The sequence below is a fragment of the Nocardia xishanensis NBRC 101358 genome (assembly GCF_001613365.1).
GTDB lineage: Bacteria > Actinomycetota > Actinomycetes > Mycobacteriales > Mycobacteriaceae > Nocardia > Nocardia xishanensis.
Map to the genome: position 1 here is coordinate 43,453 of NZ_BDCF01000036.1, position 13,776 is coordinate 57,228.

15 protein-coding genes are annotated in these 13,776 nt (G+C 68.6%); 8 read left to right on the plus strand and 7 right to left on the minus strand.

Features of this window, described 5'->3' with window-relative positions; translation table 11 throughout:
• Positions 1–12: 12 nt before the first annotated feature.
• The gene (locus NX1_RS24735; protein ID WP_068063900.1) at positions 13–1,476 is read right to left on the minus strand and encodes an ABC1 kinase family protein; all 1,464 of its coding nucleotides are present in this window, start codon (positions 1,474–1,476) and stop codon (positions 13–15) included.
• 241 nt (positions 1,477–1,717) lie between these two features.
• On the minus strand, positions 1,718–2,398 hold the full coding sequence (locus NX1_RS24740) for a TetR/AcrR family transcriptional regulator (protein WP_084501731.1): 681 nt from the start codon (positions 2,396–2,398) through the stop codon (positions 1,718–1,720).
• Between the two features lie 208 nt (positions 2,399–2,606).
• On the opposite strand from NX1_RS24740, the gene NX1_RS24745 reads away from it, so the two are divergent.
• The 5 genes from NX1_RS24745 (at position 2,607) to NX1_RS24765 (ending at position 6,828) form a co-directional block, all read left to right on the plus strand.
• On the plus strand, positions 2,607–3,929 hold the full coding sequence (locus NX1_RS24745; protein ID WP_373864910.1) for a DUF445 domain-containing protein: 1,323 nt from the start codon (positions 2,607–2,609) through the stop codon (positions 3,927–3,929).
• A 106-nt stretch (positions 3,930–4,035) separates the two neighbouring features.
• Positions 4,036–4,539 (plus strand): helix-turn-helix domain-containing protein, encoded by a 504-nt coding sequence (locus NX1_RS24750; RefSeq protein WP_068063902.1) that lies wholly within the window; start codon positions 4,036–4,038, stop codon positions 4,537–4,539.
• Positions 4,536–5,201, plus strand: coding sequence for a heparin-binding hemagglutinin (locus NX1_RS24755; protein WP_068063903.1), 666 nt, complete (start codon positions 4,536–4,538; stop codon positions 5,199–5,201). The genes NX1_RS24750 and NX1_RS24755 overlap by 4 nt, the downstream gene beginning before the upstream one ends.
• 64 nt (positions 5,202–5,265) lie before the next feature.
• Positions 5,266–5,571 carry a DUF2516 family protein gene (locus tag NX1_RS24760; protein WP_068063905.1) on the plus strand — a complete coding sequence of 102 codons (306 nt, stop codon included), beginning with the start codon at positions 5,266–5,268 and terminating at the stop codon, positions 5,569–5,571.
• 213 nt (positions 5,572–5,784) lie between these two features.
• Positions 5,785–6,828: an alpha/beta fold hydrolase gene (locus tag NX1_RS24765; protein WP_068063907.1), complete on the plus strand. Its 1,044-nt coding sequence runs from the start codon at positions 5,785–5,787 to the stop codon at positions 6,826–6,828.
• A gap of 79 nt (positions 6,829–6,907) precedes the next feature.
• Here the strand turns inward: NX1_RS24765 and purU are convergent, their stop codons facing one another.
• Both purU and NX1_RS24775 read right to left on the minus strand, forming a co-directional pair.
• Positions 6,908–7,798 carry a formyltetrahydrofolate deformylase gene (purU, locus tag NX1_RS24770; protein ID WP_068063909.1) on the minus strand — a complete coding sequence of 297 codons (891 nt, stop codon included), beginning with the start codon at positions 7,796–7,798 and terminating at the stop codon, positions 6,908–6,910.
• A 122-nt stretch (positions 7,799–7,920) separates the two neighbouring features.
• Positions 7,921–8,517 (minus strand): GNAT family N-acetyltransferase, encoded by a 597-nt coding sequence (locus tag NX1_RS24775; protein ID WP_068063911.1) that lies wholly within the window; start codon positions 8,515–8,517, stop codon positions 7,921–7,923.
• A 158-nt stretch (positions 8,518–8,675) separates the two neighbouring features.
• On the opposite strand from NX1_RS24775, the gene deoC reads away from it, so the two are divergent.
• Complete coding sequence (gene deoC / locus NX1_RS24780) at positions 8,676–9,344, plus strand: deoxyribose-phosphate aldolase (protein WP_068063913.1); 669 nt, start codon at positions 8,676–8,678, stop codon at positions 9,342–9,344.
• 64 nt (positions 9,345–9,408) lie between these two features.
• Here deoC and NX1_RS24785 read toward each other — a convergent pair whose 3' ends face one another.
• On the minus strand, positions 9,409–10,137 hold the full coding sequence (locus NX1_RS24785; protein ID WP_068063914.1) for an LmeA family phospholipid-binding protein: 729 nt from the start codon (positions 10,135–10,137) through the stop codon (positions 9,409–9,411).
• 99 nt (positions 10,138–10,236) lie between these two features.
• Between NX1_RS24785 and NX1_RS24790 the strand changes: the two genes are divergently transcribed.
• Positions 10,237–10,845, plus strand: a complete 609-nt coding sequence (locus tag NX1_RS24790; RefSeq protein ID WP_068063916.1) for a hypothetical protein — start codon at positions 10,237–10,239, stop codon at positions 10,843–10,845.
• A gap of 85 nt (positions 10,846–10,930) precedes the next feature.
• On the plus strand, positions 10,931–12,421 hold the full coding sequence (locus NX1_RS24795) for a hypothetical protein (protein ID WP_068063918.1): 1,491 nt from the start codon (positions 10,931–10,933) through the stop codon (positions 12,419–12,421).
• On the opposite strand, the gene NX1_RS24800 is transcribed toward NX1_RS24795, so the two are convergent.
• Both NX1_RS24800 and NX1_RS24805 read right to left on the minus strand, forming a co-directional pair.
• Positions 12,415–13,215 (minus strand): methylase, encoded by an 801-nt coding sequence (locus NX1_RS24800; protein WP_068063920.1) that lies wholly within the window; start codon positions 13,213–13,215, stop codon positions 12,415–12,417. The two genes, NX1_RS24795 and NX1_RS24800, sit on opposite strands and share 7 nt — an antisense overlap.
• Complete coding sequence (locus NX1_RS24805) at positions 13,185–13,706, minus strand: DUF2505 domain-containing protein (protein ID WP_068063922.1); 522 nt, start codon at positions 13,704–13,706, stop codon at positions 13,185–13,187. The genes NX1_RS24800 and NX1_RS24805 overlap by 31 nt, the downstream gene beginning before the upstream one ends.
• Positions 13,707–13,776: the final 70 nt, after the last annotated feature.

The window sequence follows — 13,776 nt, forward strand, 5'->3', positions numbered from 1 at the left end:
ATGCGCTGCGGCTCACGCCTTGCGCGCGGCCCGCGGCTTCTTCGCCGCGGCCTTCTTGGATGCGGCCGCGGCGCGCGGCCGTGCTGTCTTGGTCGGGGCGGGCGGAGGGTTCTCGGCCAGCCACTGCTGATGCGCCTTGCCCAGTTCGGTGACGGGGGGTTCGTCGTAGAGCCACTCGCGTGCGATCCGATGCCAGTTCGCGGTGGCGTTGAGCTGGCCGAGCATGCCGAAGGTGAGGAAGTCGGCGCGCCGGGAGAACAGGTGCTCCGGCGGCAGGTTCTGCTGCTTCATCCCGGCGAACTCGCTGGCGCGCGGGTCGACGGCGAGCAGGAACGCGCCGCTGGCCAGTTCCGGCGTGATGGTGAGGTCCTCGTCGACCAGGCACCACTCCGACGCCGCCAGCACGTATTCGAGGCATTCCTCGGCGCCGATCTCCTCCGGCGAGTCGATCACGCCGCGCTGAATCATCAAGTCGCGCAGGTCTTCCGCGCGATCCTCGGCGGCCGCGCGCAAACAGATGGTCTCGAAGCGCACATGCTCTGGGTCCATCCGGTTGAACAGGCCGAAGTCGAGAAAGCCGACGCGGCCGTCCTCGGCGAGCAGCACATTGCCCGGATGCGGGTCGCCGCAGAACTCGTTGAAGCTGAACAGCGAACCGACATAGAACCGGTAGATGATCTCCCCGATCCTGTTGCGCTCGGCCTCGGGGAACTGGCGTAGCTCCTCGAAGCCCTTGCCTGGCAGGTACTCGCTGACCAGCACCCGCGTGGTGCTGAGCTCGGGCAGCGAACGCGGCACCGCGATGAACGGGTGCCCCGCGTAGAGCTCGGCGATCTGCGACTGGGTGACGGCCTCGGTCCGGTAGTCGAGCTCACCCTCCATGTTCAGCCGCAGCTCGTCGAGGACGGCGGGGGTGACCCACGGCATGGCCGAGGTGAGCACCTTGCGAAACATGTTGAGATTCTTCAGATCCGCGCGCACCGCGGCGTCGATGCCGGGGTACTGCACCTTCACCGCCACCGCGCGGCCGTCGTGCAGCGTGGCCCGGTACACCTGGCCGATCGAGGCGGCCGCGATCGGCTCCGGTTCGAACTCGGCGAAGATCGCCATGAGCGGCTGCCCGCAGTCTTCCTCGATCACCTGGCGCATGGCGTCGAAGGAGACGGTCGGCGCGGCGTTGCGCAGCACGGCAAGTCGCTTCTGAAAACGTTCGCGATGATTCTCGGGCACCAGGTCCAGATCGAGCACCGACATCATCTGTCCCAGTTTCATGGCGACGCCCTTCATGGTGCCGAGCACCATGACCACCTGCTCGGTGGTGCGGATCATCGATTCCTCGGCCATCTTGGCGCGCACGGCCTCGGATCTGCCTCGCATGGAAAGCCGCGTGCGCTGCGTCCGCAACACTGAACTGGCGGCCACCGCACCCAGCTTGGTGCCACGAGCAAGCCGGGAAGTCGGCACTTGCTTCGCCATCGAGGTACCTCCATTGGTGCCGCGGTCGGGCCGACGGGACGCGCAGGCGCGAGCCCGCGGGACCACGTGGGGCGGTGACCAACCCCACTGTGGCACCGCTCGCGTTCAGACTAACCAACCGCGCGGCATTGTCGAACCGGCCGTCACAGACAGGTGTACCTCGGGCCGTGCGAGGCCGCGGATGGACGTCGTCCGGCGCGCCGACCGGGCATACCTCAGCCCCGGTCGTGCGGCACGTCTCCTACTCGGAGGCGTCGTTCTCCCGGATCGGCAGCACATGCGGCTGCTTGTTGAAGGTCTCGCGGGAGCCGCCCGCGCGCGCCATGCCCTCGATGGCGCTCCAGGCCATCATCGTCAGGTAGTCGATGACTTCCTCGCGGGACATCGACTTGTCGGTGGTCCACCAGTGGGTTGCCAGCTGTATGCCGCCGACCAGCACGTAGGACCAGAGCATGGAGCCCGTGGTGTCGAGGCCGAGCGCGCCCGCCTTGTCGATGATGACCGTGGAGACCACCTCGGCGAAGAGCTTCTCGAACTCGGCGAGCGAGGACGCGTCCGAGCCGCTGCCCATGATGAAGCGGTATACCTCGGGATCCTCGTCGACCGTGCCGACGTAGGCCGCGAGGGCGGAGCGCACCAGCTCGAACTCGTCGGCGTCCAGGCTGATCGCGCCGTACACCCGCGGCATCAGCGTGGTCTCGATGAACCGCTGCATGGTCGCGTGGACCAGGTCGTTCTTGTCGGAGAAGTACCGGTAGAGGACGGTCTTGGAGACGCCGATCTCCGCGGCGATCTCGTCCATGCCCGCATTGCTGCCCCTGGCGCGGACAGCGGCGAGGGTGCCGTCGACGAGCTCTTCGCGGCGGTCGATCTTGTGCTGACGCCACCGGCGCTTGCGGCCGTCCATCCGGCCGGTGCGCACCGCAGCCGGTCGCTCGGCGCGCTCACCGATGTCGACAAGGTCTTCGGTGGACAGCGTTGGCTCCCTCGTTCGTAATGGTCGTGGACCACCAGCTTAAGTCCAGGCCAGCCGCAAGAGGCGCAAATGGGGGCCGGATGCGGCAGGAACCACAGAATCGACGCGGCACGCGCCGTCCTGGCTCCCGTCCGGCGCACAGCAGAATGGAGACATGGAGAAAGCCCCCGGCACTATCGCGGTCATCGACGCGCCGACTCCGGCGGCGCCGACCGGGTTCTTCGTCGACGAGGCCGCCAAGCGGCGCGACCTGTGGAAGATGAAGGCGGTCGCCACCGGTCTGCTGGCATTCGCGACGGCGATCTATCTGTTCTGCCGCTGGCTGGAATCGCGCGGCGCGGGCGGCGAGTGGGTCGGGTATGTGCGCGCCGCGTCGGAGGCGGGCATGGTCGGCGCGCTCGCCGACTGGTTCGCGGTGACGGCGCTGTTCCGGCACCCTCTCGGCCTGCCGATTCCGCACACGGCGATCATCCGCAAGAAGAAGGACCAGCTCGGCGCCAGCCTCGGCAGTTTCGTCGGCACCAATTTCCTCGCGCCCGAAGTGGTCTCGGCCAAGGTGAATTCGGCGCAGATCTCGCTGCGGGTCGGCCGCTGGATGGCCGACCCGCAGCACGCCGCCCGGGTGGCGGAGGAGAGTTCGACGATCCTGCGCGCGGTGGTCGGCGTGCTGCGCGACGAGGACGTCGAGCAGGTCATCGACAACACCATCGTCAAGCGCATCGCCGAACCGCTGTGGGGGCCGCCGATCGGCCGGGTGCTCGCGGAGTTGCTGGCCGACAACAGGCAGTTGCCGCTGCTCGACATGCTCGCCGAGCGCGCGCACCAGTGGGCGCTCGGCAGCCAGGAGACCATCGACCGGATCGTTCTTCGCGATGCGCCGCAGTGGGCTCCCAAATTCGTCAACATTCTGCTTTCCGAAAAGATCTACCGTGAGCTGGTCGAATTCACCTGGAAGGTACGCTCGAATCCCGAGCACGAGGTGCGATTGGCCGCCAATCGCTTCCTCGAGGAATTCGCGCACGATCTCCAGTACGACGACGCGATGATCAAGAAGGCCGAGCGGATCAAATCGCAGATCATGGGCCGCGAGGAAATCACCGGCATGGCCGAGGCGACCTGGCGCGCGGCCAAGCGGCTCATCCTCGAGTCGGCCGACGATCCGAACAGCACGCTGCGGCGCAAGGTGGGGGAGAATGTGCAGCAACTCGGTGAGCGGCTGCGCGACGACGCCGAGATGCGAGCGAAAGTGGACGGCTGGATCGACCGGGGAGCGCGCTACCTCGTATCCAATTACGCCAGCGAAATCACCACATTGGTCACCGACACGGTCGCCCGATGGGATGCCGAAGAGGCGAGCAAGAAGATCGAATTGCAAGTCGGGCGTGACCTGCAATTCATCAGGATCAACGGAACGGTCGTCGGTTCGCTGGCCGGGCTGGTGATCTACACCGTTTCCCAGCTGTTGTTCCACGGCTGAGAACAGCGGCACGCCTGCGGCGTGCCGAAGGCGTGCTAACAGTGTGCTTGCAAGAGTTAGCACCCTGCCCTAGAATCGAACCCGTACAACCGCCAGAAGGTGAGTGATGGCAGACCATCCCGAGGTTTCCGCCGAGTACACCGACAGTTCGGCCGAGCGATCGGCCGGCGTCGGGGAACGAGGGGGTCGCGTCGCGAACGCGGCGCACGACATCGGAGGTTTCATCAGGGCGCAGCGCGAGGCGGCGCAAGTCTCGCTGCGTCAGCTCGCCGCGCTGGCGGGGGTGAGCAATCCGTACCTCAGTCAAATCGAGCGCGGATTGCGCAATCCCTCCGCCGAGGTACTCGCGCAGATCGCGAAGGCGCTGCGGGTTTCCTCGGAGGTGCTGTACGTACGGGCTGGCTATCTCGAGCAGCGGCCGCACAGTCCGGTCCGGGACGCTCTGCTTGCCGACACGGAGATCAGTGAACGGCAGAAGCAAGTGCTCCTGGAGATCTATGAATCGTTTCGCCGGGAAAACGGAGGGAACGAGCCAGGGGGGGAATGGGACAGCGACGTTCCGCGCACGACAACCGACACTCCGCCACGCCAGGAGAACGAAACACCATGACCGACAAGACCGTAACCGTCACCAAGCCTCTGCTCGCCGCCGTCGGCGCCGGGGATGCCGTCTACACTGCCGCCCTGGATGTCGTCACCCAGGTGCGTGAGCGCGCGGCCTCCGCCGATGTGCCCGGCCGGGTGGAAGAGGCGCGTGAGCGCTTCGCGAACGTGCCCGCCGACGTGCAGGCGCAGTTCGAGACGCTGCGCGAGCGGCTCGCAGGCCTGCCTTCCGAGCTGCCGGACGACCTTGCCGAGCTGCGCGAGAAGTTCACCTCCGAGGAGCTGCGCAGGCTTGCCGAGGAGTACTACAACAAGGCGCTCGACCTGTACGCCGACCTGGCCGTGCGCGGCGAGGAGACCGTCGAGCGGCTGCGCGCCAACCAGCGGGTCGAGGACCAGATCGACCGCGTCGAGACCCTCTACAAGGACGCGGCAGGCCGCGCCGAAGAGGTGCTCGACCGGGTCAACGGCCTGATCGGGCGCAAGGCCGCCGAGGTCGAGGCCGAGGTCGAGGCCGCCGAACCGGTCGTCGAGGCCGAGGTCGTCGAGGTCACCACCGAGACCGCTCCGGCCGACGCCAACGGCGCGCCGAAGAAGGCTCCGGCCAAGAAGGCGCCCGCCGCCGCGAAGAAGGCTCCGGCCAAGAAGGCCGCGCCGAAGAAGGCGTAACGCGCCGATTGAACACGCCTCGACGCCCCCGCGCAGCCTGCTGTGCGGGGGCGTCGCTCGTATCATGGGTCAGGTGAATACCGTGCATGGGTTGACCACGCTGATCATGCTCGCGCTGTGGCTCGTCGCGCTCGGCGCGACGATCTTCGCGCTGATTCACGCCATTCGGCAGCGTCCGGACGCCTTCACCGCGGTGGACAAGCAGAGCAAGCCGATCTGGCTGGCGATTCTCGGCGTGTCGCTGCTGCTTCTGCTGCTCTCGCCCGCGGGGCTCGGTCTGCTGGCCTTCGTCGCGATCATCGCCACGGGCATCTACCTGGCCGACGTGCGGCCGAAGGTGGACGAGATCCAGCGCGGACCGCGCTGGTAACTCGCTCGTCGGTGCGCCCGCGCCCGGTGCGTCCGCCGCGCCGATAGTCGAATTCTCATGCTTGCATCAGCAAGCGGACTCCACGTCTCCGCTGGTAGACGCTCCGATCGCCGCTGCCCCGACTGGGCGGTGGCGATTTTTCGTGTGCTTGCACTAGCTAGCAGGCGCTACTTCGGGTTACTGTAATTATCAGTAACACAAAGGAGTGTCCGAATGCGTGCACAGTTGCCGACCGCGTTGGCGGAGCTTCCGGAGAAGGTCCGGAGCCTGCTCGACGTACATCGCGCCAACCTCAGGGCGCGGACCTACTCGATCGCCGCGCTGAACCCGCCCACCGTCTCCCGTGACGTCATCCCGGTGACGGCGCCGGACGGCACGAAGCTGCGGGCCCACGCGTACGGTCCGGTCGACGCTCCCGCCATCGTGCTGGTTCACGGCTGGACCTGCGCCATCGAATACTGGAACGCGCAGATCAACGCCTTCGCGGGCGAATACCGTGTGATCGCCTACGACCAGCGCGGACACGGTGAAAGTGAGCGCGGCTCGTCTCCGCTGACCATGGATCTGCTGGCCGCCGACCTCGCCGCGGTGCTCAGGGCCGCCCTTCCCGCGGGCCGCAAGGCCGTGCTGGTCGGGCACAGCCTCGGCGGCATGACGTTGCAGGCCTGGGCCGGGCGCTATCCCGACGAGGTCACCCGGCGCGCGGAGGCGGTGCTGCTGACCAACACCGCGCCGCACGGCCTGGTCGCCACCACCACCGTGGTGCCGTTCTTCAACCGGCCGCTGCCGTGGAACCGCACCGGCGTCTCGCTGCCGCACGCCGTCGGCAAGCTCGGGCTCGGGACGCCGATCGTCTTCCCGCCGCTCGATCCGGTCAAATGGGCGTTCGCCCGCCAGATCATGAGCCTGGAGTCCACCGGTGATCTGGTGGACTTCAGCATGGCCGTGGTGCGTTCGTGTCCAGCGGTGGTGCGCGCCGAATTCGGGAAGCTGCTCGCGATCATGGATCTCGGCGAATCGGCCAAGAACCTGGTGGTGCCGACCACGATCCTGGCCGGGTCGGCCGACGACATGACGCCGCCGCTGCACTCCGAGATCATCGCCGAGATGCTCGATTCGGTGGGCAGCTTGGTTCGCTACGAGGTGCTGAGGACCGGCCACCTCGGCAATGTCGAGCTGTACGAGCGGTTCAACGAGGAACTCGCCCGAGTGCTCGACTCGGTGTACGCACCCGTGCGCACCGAAGCGGTCGGCTGATCACCGATCGCGCGCTGTCCCCGACCGGAGCCGATGCCGTCTCCGATCGGGGGCGTCGCGGCGCTTCGGGGGAGACGGTTCAGTTGAACACGACGGTGCGGCGGCCGTGCACCAGCACCCGGCCCTCCAGGTGCCAGCGCAGGCCACGGGCCAGCACCACGCGTTCGATATCGCGGCCCTGGCGCACCATGTCGCGCACCTCGTCGGCGTGATCGATGCGGATCACGTCCTGTTCGATGATCGGGCCCGCGTCGAGTTCGGCGGTCACGTAGTGGCAGGTGGCGCCGATCAGCTTGACGCCGCGGGCGAACGCCTGGTGGTACGGGCGGGCGCCGACGAACGAGGGCAGGAAGCTGTGGTGGATGTTGATCGCCTTGCCCGCCCAGTGCTCGCACAGTTCGGCGGGCAGAACCTGCATGAAGCGGGCCAGCACCACCGCGTGCGGATCGTGCGAGTCGACCAGTTCGCGAACCTGCTCGAAGGCGGGGCCGCGCTCGGCCGGGTCTTTCGGGAACGGCACGTAATGGAATTTCACGCCGTGCGCCTCGGTCATCGCGGCCAGATCCGGATGGTTGCCGATGACGGCCTCGATGGTGGCGGGTAGTTCGCCCGCGGCGGCGCGGCCGAGCAGGTCGTGCAGGCAGTGGCCCTCCTTGCTGACCAGCAGTACCGCGCGGCGGCGTTCACCTGCGTCGTGCAGCTGCCACTCCGTGTCGGGGCCGAGCCGGTCGGCGACCGCGGTGAATCGGTCGCGCAGTTCCGCGATGCCGAAGGGCACCGTCGCGGCCTTGATCGCCTGCCGGGTGAAGAACCAGCCCGTTTCGGTGTCCGAGTGGTAACCGGCCTCCACGATCGACCCGCCGAACTCGGCGATGAACGAGGTGATCTCTGCGATGATGCCGGGTCGGTCCGGGCAGCCCAGCGTCAGCACGAAACGGCGATCGTCCGGGGCGGATGGAGCGGAACTCATCGGCCCATCCTCGCAGGTGACGCTTCGCCCGGCGCACCAGGACCGGTTGTTCCACGCGGCCTGCCGCCGGATGCCCGGCGTTCGCCGGAAGGCCTGCGGTCGCCGGATGCCGAGCTATTCGGTCACAGCTCGTAAAACGGTTCGGCGTAATGGAATTCGCCGGTGATCTGGGCCTCGTAGGTGGTGAGCGGGCGGACCTGGAAGTGCGAGACCCAGTCGGGCTCGTCCGGGGCGATGCCGAGGCGGGCGGCGGGCACGAACCCGAACCGCGGGTAGTAGTCGAGGCTGCCGAGCAGGCCGATCAGCGGCTCGTCGAGCGCGTCGGCGGCGCCGAGGGCCGCGTGCATGAGCGCCGAGCCGACGCCGACGCCCTGATGCTCCGGATGCACACCCAACGGGCCGAGACCGAGCGCGGGGAACGGGCCGACGGCGGCGCGGGTCAGGCAGACGTGCCCGATCACCGTGTCGAACTCGACCGCGACCAGCGACAGGGTCGGGATCCAGCCCGCGTCGCTGCGTAACCGCGCGACGAGATCGACCTCGGGCGGTTCGGTGGGTGGCGGCGCTGTGTCATCGGCGGGCGACCGCCCGGTGGTTTCTGCGGGCGACTCCCCGGCGGCGCGTTCCGCGTTCTCGCGTGCGTACAGCGCAGCGAAGGCGCTGCGGTGCACCGACGCGACGGCGGGGGCGTCCTCGGCGCGTTCGCGTCGGATCAGCACGGTGTCGTCTCCTCCCGAACGAGTTGGGCTTTCCGCACAACGCTCGTCACGTGGGCGAGCTTCCCGAAGCCCGCGGATCCACCGACACATACGAGTGTGCGTTACGGCGAGCCAGGCCCGCAACGGAATTCGCCTCGCGTGTGCCAGACTCTCGAAACATGGCTGATTCCGCGTCGCTGAGCAGGGCCGAAGTGGCCGCCGTCATCGATCACACCTTACTGGCGCCGGAGGCGACGCTCGCCGATGTCGCTGCGCTGGTGGAGGAGGCGCGCGCACTGGGGGTCTACGCGATCTGCGTGTCGCCGTCCATGCTTCCGGTGCGCGCGCCGGGACTGGTGCTCGCCACCGTCGCCGGTTTTCCCTCGGGCAAACATCATTCGCTGGTGAAAGGCGCCGAAGCCAGGCTCGCGGTGGATCAGGGCGCGGCCGAGGTCGACATGGTCATCGACGTCGGTGCGGCGCTGGCAGGCGAGTACAACGCCGTGCTCGCCGACATCGTCACGGTGCGCGAGGCCATCGCCGATCGCGCGGTGCTCAAGGTCATCATCGAATCGGCCGCACTCCCGGACGACGCGATCGTCGAGGTGTGCCGCGTCGCCGAGCGCGCGGGCGCCGATTTCGTGAAGACCTCCACCGGGTTCCATCCCGCGGGCGGCGCCAGCGCGCACGCGGTGCGCCTGATGGCCGAGACGGTCGGCGGCAGGCTCGGGATCAAGGCCAGCGGCGGTATCCGCACGGCCGAGGCGGCGGCCGAGCTGATCGCCGCGGGCGCGACCCGGCTCGGTCTGTCGAAATCCCGTGCGGTGCTGGAGGGTTTCCCAGCCTGAACCCCGGCCGCCACCCTCTGGTGCGCGGAAACGGCCGGGGCAGAGGCGGTTCGGTCGGCGGAGGTCAGCAGCGCATATCGGCGTTGTTGTCCGCGGCGGGTAGCTGGGTGTGGCCGCCCGCGAGCTGCACCGCGACGCCGTTGTCGGTCACCTCGATCTCGGTGGCCTTCAAGCCCATCGGGTAGCTCTGCAGGCTCTGGGTCATCAGGTCGACGATGCCCTCGACCAGATCGGTCGGCAGACCGATACCGAGCAGCTCGGCCGACGTGGTCTGCACCTCGACGACACCGTTACGCACCTCGGGATGCACCTGGAGCTGGGCGAGTCCGCCGAGCACGTCCAGCGTGATCATGCCGGTGGACGAGGACGAGCGAACTCCGCTGACCATGCCGCCCAGCGTCTCCTCGATGCCCTCGTTGCTCCAGGTGACGTTGGCCGAGGAGCTGCCGACGCTGCCGCCGCCTTGGGCGTTGTTCACGCCCTCGAGGTCGTTGAACTTGGCGTGCACCACCATGCCGACGGCCGGACCGAACTTGTTGTCCTTGCTGTCGACGGTGACCGACGAGACCTTTCCGTCGAACCAGGTGATCAGCATCGGCTTGGCGCCGAAGCCCACATCGATCTGTGAGCCCATCTCTTTCTCGAACTGGCTACTGATGCAACGTGAGACGGCGTGGCGCGCGTACGCCTCGCCGCCGACCAGGATCGTGACGAGCAACGTGGCGACCACGACCAGGGCGATCACCAGCGTGCGCCTGCTGACGTTCAGCGCGGTGGACGGCTTCGTACTCATGCGGACGATTCTTCACGACGTTTCTGTGTGCGCTCTGTGGACGCGTTGAGGGTCTCGAATGTGACATGTGACACAGAATTCGGGCGTAGCCTGGTTTGCATGGCTGGCGATGCGGCGGGCCGCGCACCCGAATCAGTGGACCAAGGGTGGCGTGTGCTGCGCAGGTTGGCCGGTCGGCACGCCGGATTCTTCACCACTCGCCAGGTATTGCGCACTGGATGTGAGGCCAGGGTGCGGGCGGGACTGGGGGACGGTTCGGTGACCAGGGCCGGTGTCGGGATGCTGCGGCTGACCGAATGGCCGGAAGGACCGCTGGACGAATACGCGATGTGGGCGGCCTGGTTCGACGGAGCCGCCGCCGTTTCACACCAGAGCGCCGCCGAATTGCACGGTATCGGGCGGTTGCGCCCGCGCTTCTTGCACCTGTCGGTGGGTGCGGGCCGCCCGCCGGTGACCCCGAGACTCGTGGTGCTGCGCCGTCCGCTGATCGGCTCGGATCTCGAGTCGGCGGGCGCGTTCCTGGTGACGACGCCGGTGCGCACCGTGCTGGATCTCGCCGAGGCCGATATCGGGCAGGCGGCGCTGGACGAGGTGGTGGGCGACGCGGTCGCCATCCGCCGGTGCGCGGGCTCGGAAATTCGTTCGGCCAGTGGGCGTCTGCCACCGAGGGCCGCGGCCAGGGTGCACCGCGCGCTGACGGGGTTGTGAGACGCGCGGCCGTGATCCGGTCCTGCTATGAATTTCGGGTTCGTCCGGTTTTGCCGGGCGCGCGATCGTGGCAGGGTGACTGATCATGGGGTCGGTAGGTGCGGGCAGGTGGGATCTGGTCTTTCCGTCCGGAGCGCCCGACCGGGTCGGCGACATGTTCGCCACCGCCGTGATCGCCGACGCCGTGCGCCGCTACGACGCCGATCTAGCGCAATGGGTGGAGACCTGCCGCGACTGGTCTCGCCAGTACCGCTCGGTGTTTCGCGGAATGACCGCGCTGGCGGCCAGCGCGCCCGAGGCATCGGTGGGCATCGCGAATGAAGGACTGTGCGCCACAAGGGGTCTGCTGAGATTCGTCACCGGATACACCGTGGAACCGCTGTGCGGCGTGGACATCGGATCGCTGGCCGCGGCTGACGGGCTCGACACCGGGACCGCCCGTGGCAAGGGGAAAACCGCTCGCCGCCTGGAGGTTCCGTTCCGCGGCGCCGTGCTGGCCGAGGGGTCGCTGCAACGCAAGCTCACCGACTGGCGCCAGCGCGGCATCGTCGAGCCCGGCTTCGCGGCGGCGGTGGACCGGGTGATCGACCATCCGGAGTGGCTGGCGCTGCCGGGATTTCGGGTCGTGATCGCGGGCGCGGGTGAGCTCACGCCGGTGCGCCCGCTGCTGCGCTGGGGCGCGGACGTGCTCGCTGTGGCGCGGCCGGGACCCGCGCGCTGGCGCGAACTGGCGGCTGAGGCCGAGACAGGCGCGGGCGTGCTGCGCTATCCGTTGATCGAGGGGGAGCCCGGCGCCGACATCACCACTCAGTTCCCCGCCCTGGTGCACTGGATCCGAGAACAGCTGGGCAGCGAGGTCTTTCCGGTGTTCGGCCGGTACGTCGCGCGGCGCGGCCCCGGTGGTGTCCGGCTCGCCGCCGCGCTCGACCTGCTGACCGCCGACCTGCTCGCCGCGCGGCCCGACACCGCGCTGGCCGGGACGGGATCGCCGACGGACTGCTACGCCGTGCCGGAATCCGTCTTTGCGCAAGCGCATTCGTGCCTGCGTGAGCGGGGCGTGCGCGGCCTCGGCCGAGATGTACTGCGTGTGCTGACCCGATCCGCCCTCTACCAGCCGAACTATCGGAACGTTGTCGCTGACGCCAAGGGTACGAGCTGGTCGGTCGCCGACGCGCTGTTGCCCTTCCAAGGGCCGAATCACGCTCTCGCCCAGCGGATCCTGCGCTGGCGCGCGCTCTCCGCACGCGCTGCGGGCCACCCCGTCTCCTACACCGTCTCGCCGCCGACGTGGTCCCGGGGCGTGCCGGCCCAGCTGGCCGCCGCCTACCGGGGCGCGCACCGCTTCGGCGTCGAGATCTTCGAACCCGAGACCGCCCGCACGCTGCTCGCCGCCAAGCTGGTCGCCGATCTCAACGACCCGACCCCGGCCGATCCGAACCCGGAATCCCTCTTCGCGGCGGGCGCGGCGCACGGCGGGCTCTGGCGGTTGCCGTTCGAGCCGCGTTCGCTCCTGCCCGTCGCGATCGTCACCGGACACCTACGCGGGCTGTTGCACCCGGACGAACGCGATCACTGACGAGGCGCGACGACCGACCACGGAACCGACAGCACGCAGTCGCGCATCCGGCGGCGGTACTCGCGCACTGGAAAGCCCTGCGCGCGTAGGTGTTCCGCGGCGGCCCGCCAGCGAACGCGTGGGCCGAACGGCGCGAGCGGCGCGGCGTGCGAGTACGCGCGGTCGGCGGCGTGGAGCAGGGCGTGGATCGGCTCGCCGGGCACGTTGCGGTGAATGAGCGCCTTCGGCAGGCGCTCGGCGATATCGGAGGGGCGCTCCACGGTGAACGGATCCCAAGCCAGCGTCAGTGACAGCGGGCCGGTGCGGTCGAGCAGCACCCAGGCGCAGCGGCGGCCCAGTTCGTCACACGTGCCGTCGACGAGCAGTCCGTCGGGTGCCATCGCCGACAGGATGGTGGACCAAGCGTCCGGCACCGCCGACTCCGGATACTGGCGCAGCACGTTGAACGCGCGCACCAGCACGGGACGCAGACCGGCCAGCTCGAAACCGCCCCTGGCGAACCTCACGCCGTCACGGCCGGGAACCACCCGGTCCGGATCGATCTCCAGACCCACCATCCGCACGTCCGGGCGCACCGTGCGCAGCCTGGCCGCCAGCTCGAAAGTGGTCCACGGGCTCGCGCCGTACCCGAGATCCACCACCAAGGGATCGGGCGCCGCCGACAGGCGCGCGGTGACCAGCTCGTCGTTCATCAGCCAGCGGTCGCTGCGCCGCAGCCGGTTGACGCCGGTGGTCCCCCTGGTGATCGTGCCTATCGGTTTGCTCAGCTGGTCGGGTTTCGCTCTTCCAGCCACTTCACCGTTTCCTCGGCCTCGCCGCGGAACAGATCGACGAGGTTCACCAGCATCAACTGCTCGAGGCGCGGACCCACCATCGGAATGAACACCTTCGCCTCCGAAGAGAAGCGCATGGTGCACCCCGTCTCGGTGGGGAACAGCTTGATGGTGCCGCCCAGGCTGCCCGGCCCGGCCGGAATGGACGCCGAGAACTTGCCGACGGTCTCCTCGCCGTCGTACGGGCCCCAGCTCTCCTTGCGGGTGATGAGCATGTCCTTGCGCATGACCGTCTGCGCGATCTCCGGCAGCATCTCGCGCGGCAAGGTGTGGTGCAGGACCACTTCGATCCCCGAATCGCTTACCTCGAGACTGCTCACCTCGTTGCCCGGCGTGTACTTCCGCATCTCGGCGACCCGAGCCTCCCAGTACGCGGGGGTCGACAGCGCCTCGTACAGCTCCTTGGTGGTGTGCAGCGGGTAACGGGCGGAGTAGTCCAGTCGACGTGCCATTCGGCAAAGGTTACTGGGCTCATCCGCGCGCCGGCGCGCCCGGGGTTCGCGGCCCTTCCGTCTCGCTTCC